This is a genomic window from Stutzerimonas stutzeri SDM-LAC, assembly GCF_000235745.1.
Taxonomy (GTDB): Bacteria; Pseudomonadota; Gammaproteobacteria; order Pseudomonadales; family Pseudomonadaceae; genus Stutzerimonas; species Stutzerimonas stutzeri_H.
This window is the reverse complement of the sequence record NZ_AGSX01000172.1, coordinates 1-18,289: the sequence shown is the minus strand read 5'-3', so window position 1 is coordinate 18,289 and position 18,289 is coordinate 1. Positions and strand designations below refer to the sequence as shown.

19 protein-coding genes are annotated in these 18,289 nt (G+C 61.0%); 12 read left to right on the top strand and 7 right to left on the bottom strand.

The window, feature by feature from the left end; translation table 11 throughout:
* Positions 1 to 108 precede the first annotated feature (108 nt).
* Both PSTU_RS0117060 and PSTU_RS0117055 read left to right on the top strand, forming a co-directional pair.
* Positions 109 to 1,353 (top strand): ABC transporter substrate-binding protein, encoded by a 1,245-nt coding sequence (locus PSTU_RS0117060; protein ID WP_019342226.1) that lies wholly within the window; start codon positions 109 to 111, stop codon positions 1,351 to 1,353.
* 264 nt (positions 1,354 to 1,617) lie between these two features.
* Positions 1,618 to 2,439 (top strand): enoyl-CoA hydratase, encoded by an 822-nt coding sequence (locus PSTU_RS0117055; RefSeq protein WP_036993367.1) that lies wholly within the window; start codon positions 1,618 to 1,620, stop codon positions 2,437 to 2,439.
* Positions 2,440 to 2,505: 66 nt separating this feature from the next.
* Here the strand turns inward: PSTU_RS0117055 and PSTU_RS0117050 are convergent, their stop codons facing one another.
* Positions 2,506 to 2,943, bottom strand: coding sequence for a hypothetical protein (locus tag PSTU_RS0117050; RefSeq protein ID WP_157999804.1), 438 nt, complete (start codon positions 2,941 to 2,943; stop codon positions 2,506 to 2,508).
* A gap of 283 nt (positions 2,944 to 3,226) precedes the next feature.
* On the opposite strand from PSTU_RS0117050, the gene rsxA reads away from it, so the two are divergent.
* From rsxA to PSTU_RS0117010, 8 genes are all read left to right on the top strand, one after another.
* Complete coding sequence (rsxA, locus tag PSTU_RS0117045; protein ID WP_019342223.1) at positions 3,227 to 3,811, top strand: electron transport complex subunit RsxA; 585 nt, start codon at positions 3,227 to 3,229, stop codon at positions 3,809 to 3,811.
* Complete coding sequence (gene rsxB, locus PSTU_RS0117040; protein ID WP_019342222.1) at positions 3,808 to 4,383, top strand: electron transport complex subunit RsxB; 576 nt, start codon at positions 3,808 to 3,810, stop codon at positions 4,381 to 4,383. Before rsxA ends, rsxB begins: the two co-directional genes overlap by 4 nt.
* Positions 4,380 to 6,848, top strand: coding sequence for an electron transport complex subunit RsxC (rsxC, locus tag PSTU_RS0117035; protein WP_019342221.1), 2,469 nt, complete (start codon positions 4,380 to 4,382; stop codon positions 6,846 to 6,848). Before rsxB ends, rsxC begins: the two co-directional genes overlap by 4 nt.
* A 90-nt stretch (positions 6,849 to 6,938) precedes the next feature.
* Positions 6,939 to 7,967 carry an electron transport complex subunit RsxD gene (gene rsxD, locus PSTU_RS0117030; protein ID WP_019342220.1) on the top strand — a complete coding sequence of 343 codons (1,029 nt, stop codon included), beginning with the start codon at positions 6,939 to 6,941 and terminating at the stop codon, positions 7,965 to 7,967.
* A 1-nt stretch (position 7,968) separates the two neighbouring features.
* A complete protein-coding gene (gene rsxG, locus PSTU_RS0117025) occupies positions 7,969 to 8,739 on the top strand; it encodes an electron transport complex subunit RsxG (protein ID WP_019342219.1) in 771 nt (256 codons plus the stop codon).
* Positions 8,736 to 9,449: an electron transport complex subunit E gene (locus tag PSTU_RS0117020; protein ID WP_019342218.1), complete on the top strand. Its 714-nt coding sequence runs from the start codon at positions 8,736 to 8,738 to the stop codon at positions 9,447 to 9,449. Before rsxG ends, PSTU_RS0117020 begins: the two co-directional genes overlap by 4 nt.
* A 20-nt stretch (positions 9,450 to 9,469) precedes the next feature.
* The gene (gene nth / locus PSTU_RS0117015; RefSeq protein ID WP_019342217.1) at positions 9,470 to 10,108 is read left to right on the top strand and encodes an endonuclease III; all 639 of its coding nucleotides are present in this window, start codon (positions 9,470 to 9,472) and stop codon (positions 10,106 to 10,108) included.
* Between the two features lie 109 nt (positions 10,109 to 10,217).
* Positions 10,218 to 10,397, top strand: coding sequence for a PA3496 family putative envelope integrity protein (locus tag PSTU_RS0117010; protein WP_019342216.1), 180 nt, complete (start codon positions 10,218 to 10,220; stop codon positions 10,395 to 10,397).
* Between the two features lie 37 nt (positions 10,398 to 10,434).
* On the opposite strand, the gene gloA is transcribed toward PSTU_RS0117010, so the two are convergent.
* From gloA to PSTU_RS0116995, 3 genes are all read right to left on the bottom strand, one after another.
* Positions 10,435 to 10,827 carry a lactoylglutathione lyase gene (gloA, locus tag PSTU_RS0117005; protein WP_019342215.1) on the bottom strand — a complete coding sequence of 131 codons (393 nt, stop codon included), beginning with the start codon at positions 10,825 to 10,827 and terminating at the stop codon, positions 10,435 to 10,437.
* Between the two features lie 83 nt (positions 10,828 to 10,910).
* Positions 10,911 to 12,128, bottom strand: coding sequence for an argininosuccinate synthase (locus PSTU_RS0117000; protein WP_019342214.1), 1,218 nt, complete (start codon positions 12,126 to 12,128; stop codon positions 10,911 to 10,913).
* Between the two features lie 87 nt (positions 12,129 to 12,215).
* Positions 12,216 to 13,109, bottom strand: a complete 894-nt coding sequence (locus PSTU_RS0116995; protein ID WP_019342213.1) for a flagellar protein MotY — start codon at positions 13,107 to 13,109, stop codon at positions 12,216 to 12,218.
* A gap of 183 nt (positions 13,110 to 13,292) precedes the next feature.
* On the opposite strand from PSTU_RS0116995, the gene pyrC reads away from it, so the two are divergent.
* Together pyrC and rnt are read left to right on the top strand one after the other, a co-directional pair.
* Entirely contained in the window at positions 13,293 to 14,336 is a 1,044-nt protein-coding gene (gene pyrC, locus PSTU_RS0116990; protein WP_019342212.1) for a dihydroorotase, read from the top strand.
* Positions 14,333 to 15,007 carry a ribonuclease T gene (gene rnt / locus PSTU_RS0116985; RefSeq protein WP_019342211.1) on the top strand — a complete coding sequence of 225 codons (675 nt, stop codon included), beginning with the start codon at positions 14,333 to 14,335 and terminating at the stop codon, positions 15,005 to 15,007. Before pyrC ends, rnt begins: the two co-directional genes overlap by 4 nt.
* Before the next feature lie 72 nt (positions 15,008 to 15,079).
* Here the strand turns inward: rnt and thrC are convergent, their stop codons facing one another.
* The 3 genes from thrC to PSTU_RS0116970 form a co-directional block, all read right to left on the bottom strand.
* Complete coding sequence (gene thrC, locus PSTU_RS0116980; RefSeq protein ID WP_019342210.1) at positions 15,080 to 16,489, bottom strand: threonine synthase; 1,410 nt, start codon at positions 16,487 to 16,489, stop codon at positions 15,080 to 15,082.
* Between the two features lie 58 nt (positions 16,490 to 16,547).
* Positions 16,548 to 17,852: a homoserine dehydrogenase gene (locus PSTU_RS0116975; protein ID WP_019342209.1), complete on the bottom strand. Its 1,305-nt coding sequence runs from the start codon at positions 17,850 to 17,852 to the stop codon at positions 16,548 to 16,550.
* A gap of 113 nt (positions 17,853 to 17,965) precedes the next feature.
* Positions 17,966 to 18,289, bottom strand: a 324-nt coding sequence (locus PSTU_RS0116970; RefSeq protein WP_019342208.1) for a hypothetical protein, incomplete at its 5' end; no start/stop codon positions are given.

Here is an 18,289-nt window from a genome sequence, read left to right as displayed (position 1 = left end):
ACAGCCAAGCGAAAGACCGGCGGCTTACGACCAATGAGTGCGTGACGAATAGCCGCAGCACACAGTAAAAACGCTCTCGCCAATAACAAATACAACAAGGAATCTGTAATGAAACGGGCTACGCTCCTTGCGCTCGGGCTGGGGTTCTGTCTGGCAGTTGAAGCTGCCGACCCGATCACCCTCGGCCTCAACTATCCTCGCACCGGCAGTTACAAAGAAGAAGGGCTATCGCAAATGCGCGGGGCATTGCTGGCAATCGATGAGATCAACGCCAGAGGTGGCGTGCTGGGTAGGCCGCTCCAGCTATCGAGCCGCAATTCCGCATCAAGACCTGCGAAAGCTGTAGCCAACGTGGACAAGCTGGCCGACGAAGGTGCAGTCATGCTGTTCGGCGGTGCTTCGAGCGCGGTTGCCATCGCCGCAGGCAAGCGCGCCAAGGAACGCGGCCTGCTCTATTTCGGCACGCTGACCTATTCCAATGACACGACCGGAAAAGATGCGCATCGCTATATGTTTCGCGAATGCAACAACGCCTGGATGAGTGCCCAGGTGCTGGGGCAGTATTTGAACAAGCATCTCCCCAACAAGCGCTACTTTTACATCACCTCCGATTACACCTGGGGCCATACCAGCGAAAGCTCGCTACGCCAGGCTACCGGCACCGAAAACAGCAGTCAGCACCCGGGCATCAAAACCGCGTTTCCCGGCGCCCGCCTCTCTGATTATCGACAGGCCCTGACCCAGGTCGCCAGTAGCGATGCCGAGGTTCTGGTACTGGTGCTGTTCGGCGAGGACCTGGTGCGGGCCATGCGGATTGCCGACGAACTCGGCCTGAACAAGAGGATGCAGGTCGCAGTGCCCAACCTGACGCTGAGCATGGTTGAAACAGCCGGCCCGGACATCATGCGCGGTGTTCTGGGTACCGAACCCTGGACGTGGCGCGTACCGGAACTGGAAGGCTCCGAGACCGGAAAACAGTTCGTCAAGAACTACGATGAGCGCTACCAGACCCACCCATCCAGTTCGGCCGCCTCGGCCTACAGCATCGTCTATCAGTGGGCCGATGCAGCGACTCGCGCCCGCAGCCTCGACAGCGAGCGGGTCATTGCAGCGCTCGAAGGCCATCGTTACAGTTTGCTCAAGGGCGAGCAGCAGTGGCGTACATTCGATCACCAGAACGTGCAGACGGTATACGCGGTGAAGGTCAAGCCGCGCCAGGAGGTGCTCAAGGACCGCTTCAAGCAGGACTATTTCGAGATCGTCCACCGCCTCACCGGAGAGCAGGCTGCGCCATCGCTCGCCGAATGGCAGACCGAGCGCCGCGCTGGCGGCCAGGCGCTCGCACTCCAGTAACCAGTCAGACGCAAAAGAGCGGCGCTGGACGACCAGGCCGCTCCGTCCCTCGCGCAGGCCTCTCACGTTGCGCTGTCCGGCATTGCTCTTACGCTCCTACGCCCGCCTTCATCCCCTCGCACCGCACCTCGCCAGATCGAAACGAATGCAACTAGACTTGGAACAAGCACCTTTGCCAACGTCTGACCTGCAACACTTGGCGCGATCAGGCCTCTGATCCAAGCGAGTCGCAGGCATTCGATTCCGACGAGGATGACCATCACCATGAGCACCACTGCAGTCGAACCCTACAAGTCGGGTTTTTTCGATCTGACCCACAAGTTGACCGTGGAAAAGCATGGCCATACCGCGCTGATTACCATCAACCATCCCCCGGCCAACACTTGGGACCGCGAGTCCCTGATTGGCCTCAAGCAAGTCGTCGAGCATCTGAACCATGACGATGAAGTCTATGCACTGGTGATCACCGGCCAGGGTGAAAAATTCTTCAGCGCTGGCGCCGATCTCAAACTCTTCGCTGATGGCGACCGCACCCGCGCGAGTGAAATGGCGAGGCGCTTCGGCGAAGCCTTCGAGGCCCTTCGCCAGTTTCGCGGGGTGTCCATCGCCGCGATCAACGGCTTCGCGCTTGGCGGAGGGCTGGAGTGCGCATTGGCATGCGACATCCGCATCGCCGAGCAACAGGCTCAGCTGGGGCTACCGGAAGCCTCGGTGGGCCTGCTGCCCTGCGCTGGCGGTACGCAGGCACTGGCCTGGCTGGTCGGTGAAGGCTGGGCGAAACGAATGATTCTCTGCGGTGAACGGGTCACTGCGGACACTGCTCTGCGTATCGGCCTGGTGGAGCAGGTAGTGGAACCGGGCGAGGCGCGTGGACACGCACTTCTGGTGGCTTCTCGCGTAGCGCGTCAAAGCCCAGTTGCTGTGCGTGCCATCAAACCTCTGATCGACTCGATGCATAGTCGCGGCCCGGCGAGTCTTGCCGCTGCCGAGCGTGAAGCCTTCGTCAATCTGTTCGAAGCGGACGACACGCTGGAAGGGGTCAATGCGTTTCTGGAAAAACGCGATCCTCGCTGGAGAAATCGCTGAGCCAGGAACATACGCAGCGAGCCAACGGCAGCAGAGGCAATCAGGCAGTGATCACGCGGCGCGCCTTTAAAGCGCGCCGGGGTTAACGTTGGGAAACGAGGGTCCGCGTGTTTCAGCGGCGATAATGGTGGCCGTCGAAATCGCGCCGGTGATGAATTCGATAATCGCGCCCATCACGGACCAGAGGTGGCCTGCGAAAATTTCTCGAATGCTCACGTTCCCAGCGCGAAGGACGATCAAATCTCGATCTACGTTCATCCTTCCACCGCTGCAGCTGGCGACCTTCACCCCGTCGCTCATAGTCCCAGCGATGCCGATCTGACCCGCGGTGCCGATCGTAATATTGCGGAGGAAGTTGCCCCTGATAACGGGGCGGCAGATTCTGTGGATACTGCCTGTGTTGCGGGTACGGGCTGCGCGGGTCGTACTGATATGCGCGGCTTTCGACGCGATAACTGCCGCCATCTGGCTGGTAGACCCATACGCCGCTCCGAGCGTCGGCACATACCTGGCTCCCAAATCCCAGACCCAGCAGCAACACCGCTATTGGCATCTTCATTAAGCACCTCCACGAACCGCCCCACCTGAGGGTTGCGGCCTCACCTGATCAGACCACAACAAATGTCTGACTGACGTTCAAACGGACAGGTGGTGCATTTCGATATATGTCGCCGAACGCGGGGTGAGCCGAGGGCACATCACGCCGCGGCCTTGTATGGCCGCGGCCGCTTCCCGATAATAGCGGCCTTTTAGCCTCGGCTCATGCAGAGCGTCACAGGAATCCGCGATGACCGAACTCGCCCTGATCATGGTTAGCGCCATCCTGGTCAATAATTTCGTCCTGGTGCAGTTTCTCGGTTTGTGCCCGTTCATGGGTGTTTCGAAGAAAATCGAAACGGCAATCGGCCTTTCGCTGGCCACAACTTTCGTTCTGACCTTGGCAGCGATGTGCAGTTACATCGTTCAGCAGTACGTCTTGAAGCCACTGGATCTGGAATTTCTTCGCACCATCAGTTTTATCCTCGTAATCGCCGTGGTAGTGCAGTTCACCGAGATGGTGGTGAACAAGACGAGCCCCCTGCTGTACCGCGTGCTGGGCATCTTCCTGCCGTTGATCACTACCAACTGCATCGTGCTCGGCGTCGCGCTGCTGAATGCCAACAAATCCGAGTTCACCTTTCTGACCGCCACGGCGAACGGCTTCGCAGCAGGTCTTGGCTTCTCGCTGGTGTTGGTACTGTTTGCGGCCATGCGTGAGCGCATCGCCATTGCCGACGTACCCAGGTCCTTTCAGGGCGCAGCCATCGGTATGGTCACGGCAGGCCTTATGTCGCTGGCGTTCATGGGCTTTAGTGGGTTGATCAAGCTATGAGCGTGGTGATGATCGCTGTGCTTGCGCTCCTCGCGCTGTGCCTGGTTTGCGGCGCCATTCTCGGCTTCGCCGCGGTGCGCTTTCGCGTCGAAGGCGACCCGATCGCCGAACAGATCAACGCATTACTGCCGCAGACCCAATGCGGCCAGTGCGGCTATCCCGGTTGCAAGCCCTACGCCGAAGCCATCGCTGGCGGCGACAAGATCAACAAATGCCCACCAGGTGGCGAGTCGACCATCCAGGCATTGGCCGACCTGCTCGATGTCGAGCCTGAGCCGCTGGACGCTGTGGAAGGCGCAGTGCCTCCGCGCGTTGCCTATATCCGCGAAGCCGAATGCATCGGCTGCACCAAGTGCATCCAGGCTTGCCCGGTGGACGCCATCGTCGGCGCCGCCAAGCAGATGCACACCGTCATCGTTTCCGAGTGCACCGGCTGCGATCTTTGCGTCGAACCCTGCCCGGTTGACTGTATAGACATGATCGAACTCGGCAGCAATCTGCAGAGCTGGAAGTGGGACCAACCGCTGATGCCAGGCCAACTGATTGCCAGCGACCGGGAGCAGGCCGCATGACCTCACTGAACGTCTGGGATATCCACGGCGGAATCCATCCGCCAGAGTGCAAGGACCTGTCCAACCGCACGCCGATCCAGTCGCCGCCGCTCCCGGCTCGCCTGGTTGTTCCACTGGCGCAACATATCGGTGCGCCCGCCGACCCCTGCGTCACGCTGGGTGAGCGTGTCCTCAAGGGCCAGAAGATCGCCGAGGCTGCTGGCTTTGTCAGTGCGCCGGTCCATGCACCGACGTCCGGAACCATCAGCTTCATCGGTCCCCAGCCCTACCCTCACGTGTCTGGGATGCTCAACGCTGCCATCGTCATTGACAGCGATGGCCTGGACGAATGGATCGAACTGCAGCCGCAACCGGACTACCGTGCCATACCGCCGGACCAGTTGCTGGAACAGATCCGCCAGGCAGGCATCAGCGGGCTCGGCGGCGCCGGCTTCCCCACAGCCGTCAAGCTGAACGCACCGCCCACCCGGAAAATTCGTGCATTGATCATCAACGGCACCGAATGCGAGCCCTACATCACCGCCGACGATAGGTTGATGCGCGAGAAAGCCCATGAGCTTGTCGCCGGGATCGAAATACTTGCTCACCTGATCCAGCCGGACCAGGTCCTGATCGGCATCGAAGACAACAAGCCCGAGGCTATTGACGCGGTTCGTGCAGCCGTCGGCGAGCGCGATTTTCAGATCCGGGTGTTTCCCACCAAATACCCGTCAGGCGGCGAGAAGCAGCTGATACAGATTCTGACCGGTGAAGAGGTCCCCAGCGGTGGCCTACCGGCAGACATTGGAATGCTGTGCCAGAACGTGGGCACCTGCGTCGCCATCCATGAAGCCGTACTGCTGGGCAAACCGCTTATCTCCCGTGTCACGACGCTTACCGGCGAAGCGCTGGAACGTCCGATGAACGTCGAGGCGTTGATCGGCACGCCGATAGGTGACCTGCTGGCCTTCGCAGGTCTCGACCATGCCCGGCTCAATCGATTGATCATGGGCGGGCCGATGATGGGCTTTACCCTGCCGTCGATGGACGTGCCGCTGATCAAAACCACCAACTGCCTGCTTGCCAGCACGCTTGCGGAGCTGCCACCGCCACCGCCAGCACTGCCATGCATTCGCTGCGGCGAGTGTGCAGAGGCCTGCCCGGCCAGTCTGTTACCGCAACAGCTGCACTTCTTCGCCCTGGGCCAGGAGCACGAACAGCTCAAGGCCTACAACCTGTTCGACTGCATCGAGTGCGGCGCCTGTGCCTACGTCTGCCCGTCGAGTATTCCGCTGGTGCAGTACTACCGCGCCGCCAAGGGCGAAATCCGCGAACTGGAACAGAAGCAACAGAAAGCCGAACACTCCAAGCAGCGCTTCGAGCTGCGCCAGGAGCGCTTGCGCCGCGCCGAAGAGCAGAAAGAGGCCGACCGCAAGGCCCGCGCCGAGCGCGCGGCAAAGGCCAAGGCGGCACAGGCCGAGGCCAGCTCCATACCGAACCAGGATGACCCCGTCGCGCGTGTCCAGGCACAAAAGGCGGGCCTATCCGAACAGCAGAAGAAGCTCAAGATCGAAGCCAGCATGGCGCAGGTCGCGCTGAAAAAAGCTGAAAAGCAGCTGGCCATCCATGCGACGCCCGAACTGGAAGCTCAAGTTGCCGAATTGCGCACCGCGGCCTCCAACGCGCAGAAAGCGCTCGACGAAGCCGCTGGCCCTGCTGTTGCTTCCCCCGCAGCACCGCCGGTCAGCGATGAGGCTGCCAAAAAAGCCAAGATCGAAGCCGCGATGTTGCGCGCTCAGATTCGCAAGCTGGAGAAGCTCGACGCTCGCGATGCCGACCAGGACGCCGAGCTGAGCCGCCTTCAGGCCCAGCTGACCGAAGCGGAGAAAACACTGGCTACGCTGCAGGACACTTCCCCTGCGACGCCAGCCAAACCCGCCAACGACGACGCGGCAAAGAAAGCCAAGATCGAAGCCGCGATGCGGCGTGCTCAGGTTCGCAAGCTGGAGAAGCTCGAAACCAGAGACGCTGCGCAGGAGGCCGAGTTGAGCCGTTTGCGGTCACAATTGGCCGAGGCTGAAACCGCGCTCGAGCCGCCAAAAGAAACCAAGCCTGCAGCCAAGACACCTGACGGAGAGGCGCTCAAGAAGGCCAAGATCGAGTTAGCGATGAAACGCGCAGAACTCAAGAAAGCCGAAAAGGCCGGTGCCGACGAGCCGCAGCTGAGCAAGCTGCGCGATGCGCTGGTCAGTGCCGAGCAGGCGCTTCATGACACTGAGGCTGGATCCGGCAAGCCGGCGCCAGACCAGGTCCGCGCCGACAAGCAGCCCATCGATGAGCAAACCCGGACACTCAAGACGGAAGTTGCGTTTGCACGCGCCGATCTGCGCAAGCTCGAGCGCGACGACAACGGAGACCCAGCAGCCATCGAACGCGCCCAGGCACGCTTGAGCGATGCCGAGCGCAAGCTTCAGGAACATACCTAATCGTCAGTAGCAGCGTCGTCGGCGCTGCTACAGGAAGTGTGGTGATCGAAAGGTGATCGCCCGCCCCTCCAAGTATCCACCGGAGAGCCAATGGCCCTGCCCCGCATCACCTCACCACACACCAAGGGAAACAACCGCACCCAACGAGTCATGTTGCTGGTGCTGGCGGCAACCTTGCCCGGCGCAATCGTCCTGACGTGGCTGTATGGCGCTGGGACGCTGATCAACCTGATCTGGGCCAGCACTGTGGCGCTTGGTTGTGAAGCACTGATCCTCAAGCTACGGCAACGTCCGGTGCAGTTTTTCCTGCGCGACGGCAGTGCATTGGTCACGGCGGTCCTGCTGGCACTGGCAATGCCGCCCTACTCGCCCTGGTGGCTGACCTTGATCGCCACGGGCAGCGCCATTTTGCTCGGCAAGCAGCTCTATGGTGGACTGGGTCAGAATCCCTTCAATCCCGCCATGATTGGCTACGTGGTGGTGCTCGTATCCTTTCCGGTGGAAATGACCACCTGGCCCGTGCCCCACACGGTCGGCTTGAGTGCTGGACTGCAGCACATCCTTGGTATCGCCTCGCTACCCGATGGCTGGACACAGGCAACCGCGCTCGATGTCCTCAAGGTCAACAAGAGCCTGACCGTGGACGAGCTGTGGGCCAACCCGGCTTTTGGTCACTTCGGCGGGATCGGTTCGGAGGTCGTCAACCTTGCGTTTCTCGCGGGTGGGCTGTTCCTCCTGCACAAGCGCCTTTTCAGCTGGCATGCGCCGGTTGGTATGCTCGCCGCGCTTGCCGTCATGAGCTTGCTGTTCTGGAACGGTTCAGGCTCCGATAGCCATGGTTCACCGCTGTTCCACCTGCTCAGCGGCGCCACCATGCTTGGTGCCTTCTTCATCGTCACGGACCCGGTGAGCAGCGCCACCAGCAACCAGGGCCGGCTCATTTTCGGCGCTGGTGTCGGCATTCTCGTCTATGTCATTCGCGCCTGGGGCGGTTATCCGGATGCCGTGGCGTTCGCCGTGCTGCTGATGAACCTGTCAGCCCCCACCATCGACTATTACACCCGTCCGCGCACCTACGGCCATCGCAAGGCCGAGCGCGGCTTCAAGCTGGGCGAATGACATGATCATCCCTGAACTCAGTCGCTCGATGCTCAAGAACAGCCTGGTGCTCGGCCTGTTTGCGATTTTCACCGTTGGCGGCGTGACCCTGCTCCAGCAGTTCACGGCAGAGCGGATTCAAGCCTCGGAGCGTGCCGCACAACTACGGGCGCTCAACGAGATTCTCCCTAAAGACAGCTATGACAATCAGCTGCTCGACAGCAGCGTTCTGGTACAGGATCCGCTGCTCGGCACTCGCCAGCCCATGCCGGCCTATGTCGCGATGAAGAACGGCCAGCCAAGCGCGGTGATCTTGCAAGCCATTGCACCCGACGGGTACAGCGGGGCGATCCAGCTGCTGGTAGGCGTGCAGGCAGACGGACGAGTCGCCGGCGTTCGCGTGGTCGCGCACCGTGAAACGCCCGGTTTGGGCGACAAGATCGAACTGGCCAAGAGCCGCTGGATACTTGGCTTCGAAAACCGCTCACTGAGCGATCCGGAGGCCTCCGGCTGGGCCGTAAAAAAGGATCGCGGCGAGTTCGACCAGTTTGCCGGAGCCACCATTACGCCGCGTGCCGTAGTGGGCGCCGTGCATCGGGCTCTGCAATACTTTGCAGCCCATAAGCAGGAACTGCTTGCTGCCGATAGAGCGCCAATAGCAGCCGAAGCTGCGCTGCAAGATGAGGTCGAGCCGGACGAGGTCACTACCCACTCACGGGCTGGCGCCGCGCCGACTCGCGATACAGTTCAGACCAACGATCCGCAAGCCGAGCAGGAAGGCCGAACCCAATGAGCAATCCAAGCTACCGCGAACTCAGCATCAATGGTCTGTGGAAAAACAATCCGGCACTGGTACAGCTGCTCGGCCTGTGTCCGCTACTCGGCGTGAGCAATTCGGCGGTCAATGCGCTCGGGCTCGGCCTCGCCACTGCCCTGGTGCTGATCTGCTCGAACATTGGCGTGTCGCTGGTGCGCGGCGTCGTCAATACCGCGGTGCGCCTGCCCGCATTCGTGATGATCATCGCGGCGCTGACGACCTGTATCGAACTGCTGATGCAAGCCTATACCTACGAGCTGTATCAGATACTCGGTATCTTCATCCCGCTGATCACCACCAACTGCGTCATCCTCGGCCGTGCTGACGGCTTCGCCGCCAAGCACAACCCGCTGATTGCGGGCTTCGACGGTTTGCTCATGGGGATCGGGTTTGCGCTGGTGCTCGTGGTGCTGGGCGGCGTGCGCGAGCTGCTTGGCACCGGCGCGGTGTTCGCCAACATGCATCTGCTGTTCGGCCCGATTGCCAGCGACTGGCAGCTGACGCTATTCAGCGACTACAAGGGTTTCCTGTTGGCCATCCTGCCACCAGGCGCCTTTATCGTGCTCGGCCTGCTGATCGCCCTGAAGAATCGTATCGACGAGCACCTCGCTGAGCGCGCCAAGGCGACGCAGGCAGAGACGCCAGTGCAGAGCCGTCGCGTTCGTGTCACCGGAGTGATCGAATGATGCTGGATGGAGCGCGCTAAATGAACGCGGCCAAACGCCTGGAGATCTTCCGCCGATTTCATGAGGACAACCCGGAGCCGAAGACCGAGCTGGCCTACAGCACCCCGTTCGAGCTGTTGATAGCCGTGATCCTCTCGGCGCAGGCCACGGACGTCGGCGTCAACAAGGCAACGGCCAAGCTCTACCCGGTCGCCAATACCCCCGAAGCCATCTACGCGCTCGGCTATGACGGCCTGTGCAGCTACATCAAGACCATCGGGCTTTACCCAAGCAAAGCCAAGAACGTTCTTGAGACCTGCCGCATCCTGATCGAACAACACGACAGCCAGGTGCCTGATAACCGTGAGGCCCTCGAAGCGTTGCCGGGCGTTGGCCGCAAAACGGCTAACGTGGTGCTGAACACGGCGTTTCGCCAATTCACCATGGCAGTCGACACCCACATTTTCCGTGTCGCCAACCGCACCAACATCGCGCCCGGCAAGAACGTGCTTGAGGTCGAGCGCAAGCTGGTCAAGTTCGTGCCGAAGGATTACCTCCTCGACGCCCATCACTGGTTGATCCTGCATGGGCGCTACGTGTGCAAGGCGCGCAAGCCGCAATGCGGCAGCTGCCGTATCGAGGACCTCTGCGAATACAAGCACAAGACATCCGACGATTGAGCGGCCAAGCAGAAAGCCAGTCGCTCGATTGAAAAAATCTTTTTTACGGCCGCCATATTTGCCGCTATAAGGTGCGCCATCAGCGCGCCTTAGCCGTGGAGTAAGACAATTGTCCGAGAAAGAAGATATCCAGATTGAAGACGACTTCGTCGCCGAGGACGACGACGATACAACCGAGGCTCCGGCGGAGGTCGCCAAGACCAATCTGACCAAGCGCCGGATCATCGACAATCTGCTCGAAGAGCGACGTTTGCAGAAGCAACTCAACGAGTTCGACTTCGACCTTTAAAAGAAAGCCCCGTGACCGGGGCTTTTTTGCATAAGGATCAGTCGCCTCGCGAGGGCGACAGCAATTCGACCTTATAGCCGTCCGGGTCTTCAATGAATGCCAGGATGCTGGTGCCATGCTTCATTGGCCCCGGCTCGCGGGTGATCTTGCCGCCACGACTTCGGATGTCGTCGCAGGCCTTGTAGACATCCTCGACCTCCAGCGCGATATGACCGTAGCCGTTGCCCAGGTCGTATTGCTCGACGTCCCAGTTGTGGGTCAGTTCCAGCACGCTGTTATGCGCTTCGTCACCGTAGCCAACAAAGGCCAGGGTGAACTTGCCTTCCGGGTAGTCCTTGCGGCGTAGCAGCGTCATGCCCAGCACTTCGGTATAGAAGGCGATGGATCGCTCCATATCGCCGACTCGCAGCATGGTATGCAGCAGTCTCATGGGTATCTCTCCTGATCAGCGGTGCATAAAGCATAACCCCGGCTCGCGGCCGGGGTTATGGACAGGCTTTGTAGCAGTCTCTGTCAGAACTGCGTCCGGCCCTTGTTAGCGGCGATGCGCATGCGCAGCGCATTCAGCTTGATGAAACCACCCGCATCGGCCTGATCGTAGGCGCCGGCATCGTCCTCGAAGGTTGCGATATTGGCGTCGAACAGCGAGTCGTCCGATTTACGACCGGTGACAATGACGTTGCCCTTATAGAGCTTCAGACGAACCACGCCGTTCACATTGACCTGCGAGGCGTCGATCATCTGCTGCAGCATGCTGCGCTCAGGGCTCCACCAGTAGCCGTTGTAGATCAGGCTGGCGTACTTGGGCATCAGCTCGTCTTTCAGATGAGCAACTTCGCGGTCGAGAGTGATCGACTCGATAGCGCGGTGGCCCTTGAGCATGATGGTGCCGCCGGGCGTCTCGTAGCAGCCGCGCGACTTCATGCCCACGTAGCGGTTCTCGACGATGTCCAGGCGACCAATGCCGTTCTCGCCGCCGACCTTGTTCAGGTAGGCCAGCACTTCGGCAGGGGTCATTTCCTTGCCATCGATGGCAACGATGTCGCCCTTGCGGTAGGTCAGCTCGATGTAGGTCGGGGTGTCCGGCGCGGTTTCCGGCGACTTGGTCCAGCGCCACATGTCTTCTTCGTGCTCGGTCCAGGTGTCTTCCAGCACGCCGCCTTCGTAGGAGATGTGCAGCAGGTTGGCATCCATCGAGTACGGCGACTTCTTCTTGCCGTGACGCTCGATCGGGATCTCGTGCTTGGCGGCGTAGTCCATCAGCTTCTCGCGCGAGAGCAGATCCCACTCACGCCACGGCGCGATGACCTTGACACCGGGCTTGAGTGCGTAGGCACCCAGTTCGAAACGCACCTGGTCGTTACCCTTGCCGGTAGCGCCATGGGAAATGGCATCGGCACCCGTCTCGTTGGCGATTTCGATCAGACGCTTGGCGATCAGCGGACGGGCGATGGAAGTACCCAACAGGTACTCGCCTTCGTAAACGGTGTTGGCGCGGAACATCGGGAAGACGAAATCGCGGACGAATTCTTCGCGCAGATCATCGATGTAGATTTCCTTGACGCCCATGGCCTTGGCCTTGGCGCGGGCGGGCTCGACTTCTTCGCCCTGACCGAGGTCGGCGGTAAAGGTCACCACTTCGCAGTTATAGGTGTCTTGCAGCCACTTGAGGATCACGGAGGTGTCCAGGCCACCGGAATACGCCAGGACTACCTTCTTTACGTCGGCCATTGCCATCCACTCCCGGGATTTTTAAGGAAAGCGGGGATTCTACTGGTCGCGACGTTTGTTTTACAGGGGCGTAAGCGCCGCTGGGCATCAGGTCGACGGTGTACCGCCCTCCGCTGCCGCGGTGGTGGTCGCAGGACCGCGCTCGAGACGAAGAGTCACCCGACGGTTCTTGGCCCGATTGGCCTCGCTGCTGTTGGGCACGACCGGATAGCGTTCACCGTGAAAGCGCAACGTAATCTGTTCCTTTGGAACGCCATTGCCGATCAGATACTCTTCGACCGCCAATGCCCGCCGACGGGACAGGTCGCGATTGGTCAGCCGGTTGCCACTGTTATCGGAGTGGCCATCGAGCTGGATGCGGTTGACGCTGGGATCGGCCTTGAGGAACTGCAGGATGATGTCGAGCTTGGCCTGGCCCAACGCGTCGAGCGCGACGTCACCGGCGGGGAATCCAACCTGCGACGTGCGAATCTGCCCGAAGTTGACTGGCAGCAGCTTGGCCGCACAGCTGCGAAAGTCCTCATAGGCTTTGCCGAAGCGCACTGGCAACAGCCGCACCTCCAACGCTTCACCACCAAGTCGGGTCCGGTGACGCACCACCGGGCTGCGGCCTTCGAGAAGACCACTCAACAGGCGGCCGGCTTGCAGGTAGGTACTGTTGAACGGAATATCGCCGTCCGCCACGGAAACCAAGCCGAGGTTGATATCGCCACGGCTCGGCTGCCAGGGTGCGGCTGCTGCAAGCAGCGTGGCGGAACCGTTGCCCAACCAGCGATCCGGCGACTGCAAGCGAAAAGTAGGCTCCTCGCCCGCTCGCCGCACGAACTCACCCGCTCCAAACCCCGCGACCGGCTGCGTTAATCGGCATTCGAACTGATCACCTTCGACCTGCCACTGCGCACGCTCCAAACGAGTCTGGAACGTGAGGGCATTGGCTGGGGAAGCCAACAGACAGGCAATCACTAGAAGGCGCAAGCGCACGTAGGTGCTCCACGGTGAACGACATTCAAACGGGGTATCGGTGCCTGCCTTGAAAACTTGAACCCACCGCCCACGTCGCGCCCATCGCTTGGTCATCTGTTTTGTCGCAACGTCCCGCCTGCGGCGATTTTTTTGCGCGTTTCCGGTAGCATTCCCGCACGTTTTACCCGCCTGGAACCCTGCATGTCCGACCGACTGACATTACTGCGCCCCGACGACTGGCACATCCACCTGCGCGACGGCGCAGCGCTACCGCACACCGTGGCGGACGCCGCACGCCAGTTCGCGCGCGCCATCATCATGCCGAACTTGGTCCCGCCGGTCCGAAACGCCTCCGAGGCGGACAGCTATCGCCAGCGCATCCTTGCCGCTCGCCCGGCTGGCAGCGCCTTCGAACCACTGATGGTGCTCTACCTCACTGACGGCACGCAGCCCGAAGACGTGCGTGCCGCCAAAGCCAGTGGTTATGTGTTCGCCGCCAAGCTCTATCCGGCCGGGGCCACCACCAATTCGGCATCCGGCGTCACCCGCATCGACAACATCTTCCCAGTGCTGGAGACAATGGCCGAGGTTGGCCTGCCGTTGCTGGTCCATGGCGAAGTGACGCGTTCGGAGATCGACATCTTCGATCGCGAAAAATACTTCATCGATGAGCAGCTCAGTCGCGTAACCGAGCGCTTCCCCACTCTTAAGGTCGTGTTCGAGCACATCACCACGCGCGACGCGGTGCAGTTCGTCGAGGCGGCCGGCAGCAATGTCGGGGCCACCATCACGGCCCACCATTTGCTCTACAACCGCAACCACATGCTGGTGGGCGGCATCCGCCCGCATTTTTTCTGCCTGCCGATTCTCAAGCGCAACATCCACCAGGAAGCGCTGCTCGACGCGGCTACCAGCGGCAATCCGAAGTTCTTTCTCGGCACCGACTCGGCGCCCCACGCCCAGCATGCCAAGGAAAACGCCTGCGGTTGCGCCGGTTGCTACACGGCATTCGCTGCGATCGAGCTGTATGCCGAAGCCTTTGAGCAGCGCGGCGCACTGGATCGCCTGGAAGCCTTTGCCAGTCACTTCGGCGCCGATTTCTATGGCCTGCCACGCAACACCGATACCATTACCCTGATCCGCGAGTCCTGGAGCGTGCCGGCCAACCTGCCGTTCGGGGAGCACAACGTCGTGCCCCTACGTGCAGGCGAAACCCTGCAATGGCGGCTGGAGGCCAACGCATGAGCGACGATCAGTTTGACGACGAGCTGGAAGGCAACCAGCCAGGCAAGCCGCGCTCGCCGATGGCGAGACGCTTTCGCGGCTTCCTGCCGGTGGTCGTTGATGTGGAATGCGGCGGTTTCAATTGCGCGACCGACGCGCTGCTGGAAATTGCAGCCGTGACCATCGGCATGGATGAGCAAGGTCTGCTTTACCCGCAGGACACCCTCTTCTTTCGTGTCGAACCTTTCGCCGGCGCCAATATCGAGGCTGCCGCACTGGAGTTCACCGGCATCAAGCTCGACCACCCGCTGCGCATGGCGGTCCCCGAATCGCAGGCGATGAACGAAATCATCCGTGGCGTCCGCAAGGCTGTAAAGTCAGCCGGCTGCAAACGCGCCATTCTGGTCGGCCACAACAGCAGCTTCGATCTCGGCTTTCTGAACGCGGCAATTACCCGCTGCGACATCAAGCGCAATCCGTTCCACCCGTTCTCCAGTTTCGACACCGCGACGCTGGCCGGCCTCGCCTACGGCCAGACCGTTCTCGCAAAGGCTTGCCAGGCAGCCGGCATCGACTTCGACGGACGAGAAGCACACTCTGCGCGTTATGACACGGAAAAGACCGCCGAGCTGTTCTGCGGCATCGTCAATCGCTGGCGGGAAATGGGCGGCTGGGAAGAGTTCGACGAGTAGTCTCGCATCGCCTTTCGCCCTTAACGAAAAAAGGCCAGTCGTGAGACTGGCCTTTTTGTTACTGCTGGTCGCTTACAGCGGCTTGCCGCGATTGCCGTGTTCGCTGACGAACGCCTGCATGGCGTTCAGATCGTTCTTCAGCACCGTGCAACGCTCCGGACGCTCGAACAGGTCAGCCAGATGCGCCGGCAACTCCAGCGCCTTGCCAACCCCAGCCTTCTCCACCGCTTCAGGGAACTTGACCGGATGGGCCGTTCCCAGCGTAACCATGGGTGTCGCCAGGCTGCGGCGACACTCACGCGCGGCATAGACGCCGATCGCCGTGTGCGGATCGAGCAGCTCGCCGGTTTTGGTGAACACCTCGGCGATAGTCTTGCAGGTCTGTGCGTCGTCTACAGCCAGCGAGTCGAACAGCTTGCGTGCTTCGGTCCAGCGCTCTTCTTCGACCGACAGCTTGCCGCTGGCCTTGAATGCACTCATCAGTTCGGCGACCGCAGCACCGTTACGACCGTGCAAATCGAACAGCAAACGCTCGAAGTTGGAGGACACCATGATGTCCATGGAGGGCGACAGCGACGGGTGCAGGGTGTCCTTGTCGTAGCGGTTGCCACTCATGAAACGGTGGAGGATGTCGTTGCGGTTGGTGGCTACCACCAGCTGGCTGATCGGCAGGCCCATGTTGCGCGCCAGGTATCCCGCGAAGATATCGCCGAAATTTCCGGTCGGAACGGAAAACGCCACCGAACGGGCCGGCCCGCCAAGCTGCAACGCCGCATGGAAGTAGTAAACGATCTGAGCCATGATCCGCGCCCAGTTGATCGAGTTGACCGCCACCAGCCGCGTGCCCTTGAGGAAGCCTTGGTCAGCGAAGCTGTCCTTGACCATTTCCTGGCAGTCATCGAAGTTGCCTTCGACAGCGATGTTGTGGATGTTGTCGCCGAAGATGGTCGTCATCTGCCGACGCTGCACCTCGGAGACCCGGTTGTGCGGATGGAGGATGAAGATGTCCACGTTGTCACAACGGCGGCAGCCTTCGATCGCTGCCGAGCCGGTGTCGCCGGATGTGGCGCCGATGATCACTACGCGCTCACCGCGCTTGGCCAGCACGTAGTCGAGCAACCGGCCGAGCAGCTGCAGGGCGAAGTCCTTGAACGCCAGGGTCGGGCCGTGGAACAGCTCCAGCACCCACTCGTTGCTGTCCAGCTGGCGCAGCGGGGCGACCGCGCTATGGGCGAACACCCCGTAGGTGTCTTCCAGAATCTGCTTGAAGTCCGCATCCGGAATGCTGCCGGTAACGAACGGGCGCATCACCTTGAACGCCAGCTCGTGGTAAGGCAGCCCAGACCAGGATGCGATTTCTTCGACGGTGAAGCGCGGCAGGTTTTCCGGTACGTATAGACCGCCGTCGCTGGCCAACCCGGCAAGCAGCACGTCTTCGAAATTCAACGCGGGTGCCTGGCCGCGGGTACTGATGTAGCGCATTGTTCAAACCTACGTTGGACGCTGACTGCGGGCTGCCAGAGCAGCCCGACGTTGCTGATTAGTTCAGTTGCTCGACACGAATCCGCACCACGTTGCCCACCACGTCGGCAAGCGCTTCAAGTGCAGCGATGGCATCGTCGATCCGCTGCTCGACCACACGATGCGTGACCAGGATGACCGGGACCAACCCATCTTGCTCCTCGGCTTCCTTCTGCATGATCGATTCGATATTGATGCCACGCTCGGACAGGATAGTGGCGACCTGCGCCAGCACGCCTGGGCGATCCTTGGCCTGAATCCGCAGATAATAGGCGCTTTCGCAAGCGCCTATTGGCAGGATTGGATGAGCAGAGAGCGAGTCCGGCTGAAAGGCCAGGTGCGGAACGCGGTTGTTCGGATCGGTGGTCAGCGCACGGGCTACATCCACCAGATCTGCCACCACGGCCGAAGCCGTCGGCTCCATGCCGGCCCCAGCACCGTAATAAAGGGTCGAGCCGACGGCGTCACCGTTGACCATCACCGCGTTCATCACACCATTGACGTTGGCGATCAGGCGATCGGCCGGGATCAGCGTAGGGTGGACGCGCAGCTCGATGCCTGAGGCAGTGCTGCGCGCAACGCCCAGGTGCTTGATGCGGTAGCCCAGCGCCTCGGCGTAGTTGACGTCAGCCGTGGTCAGCTTGGAGATCCCTTCGGTGTAGGCCTTATCGAATTGCAGCGGCACGCCGAAGGCAATGGAGGCAAGGATGGTCAGCTTGTGGGCGGCGTCTATGCCTTCGACGTCGAAGGTCGGATCGGTCTCTGCATAACCGAGCTCCTGAGCCTCCTTCAGTACGTCCTCGAAGGTCCGACCTTTCTCCCGCATCTCGGTAAGAATGAAGTTACCGGTTCCGTTGATGATACCGGCGAGCCAATTGATCTGGTTGCCCGCCAGCCCTTCGCGAATGGCCTTGATGATCGGGATACCGCCGGCTACCGAGGCTTCGAAGGCTACGATGACGCCCTTCTCGCGCGCCTTCGCAAAGATCTCGTTGCCGTGCACGGCGATCAACGCCTTGTTTGCCGTGACCACATGCTTGCCATTCTCGATGGCCTTGAGCACCAGCTCGCGAGCTAAGGTGTAGCCGCCGATCAATTCGACGACGATGTCGATCTCCGGGTTGTCGGCGACATCGAAGATATCGGCGGTAATCGGAGTATCACCGGTGTTGCACTTGGGGTTCGCATGGCGAGCCGCAATCTGCGCGACCTCGATGCCACGCCCTGCACGGCGCGCGATTTCAGCTGCGTTGCGTTCGAGCACGTTGAAGGTACCGCCACCGACGGTTCCCAGCCCACAGATGCCAACTTTCACCGGTTTCAAGTTGCACTCCCCATTGCCAACGGACGGCCCTACACGGCGGCCGAACAAAAGAGTCGCACATTACGAAGCGCACGAGCTTTAGTCAAATCGACAGCTGCGAGGAAGGGCAGCTGCTAGCCAGGATCGCCCTGCAATCCCAGGCGCTGATGCCACTGCGCAAGCGACTCATCCGGATACTCATCGAAGCAACGATCGTCTGGCCCCAGCTGCGGCTCGACCCACGACGCCTTCGACGCCAGCATCAGGTGTGTCGACTCGGGCGGGCTCGGCAGGTCGCTATCGATTGCCGAGGCATGTGGATGCACAAGGTCCGGCCAGTTCGGGTCCCACAACCAGAGCGCGCTGCCACACAGCTTGCAGAAATGACGTTGCCCATCACTGATACGCACCGCGCCGGTTTTGGCATCGACCATCCTGGCCTGGTAAATGCTGAGGTT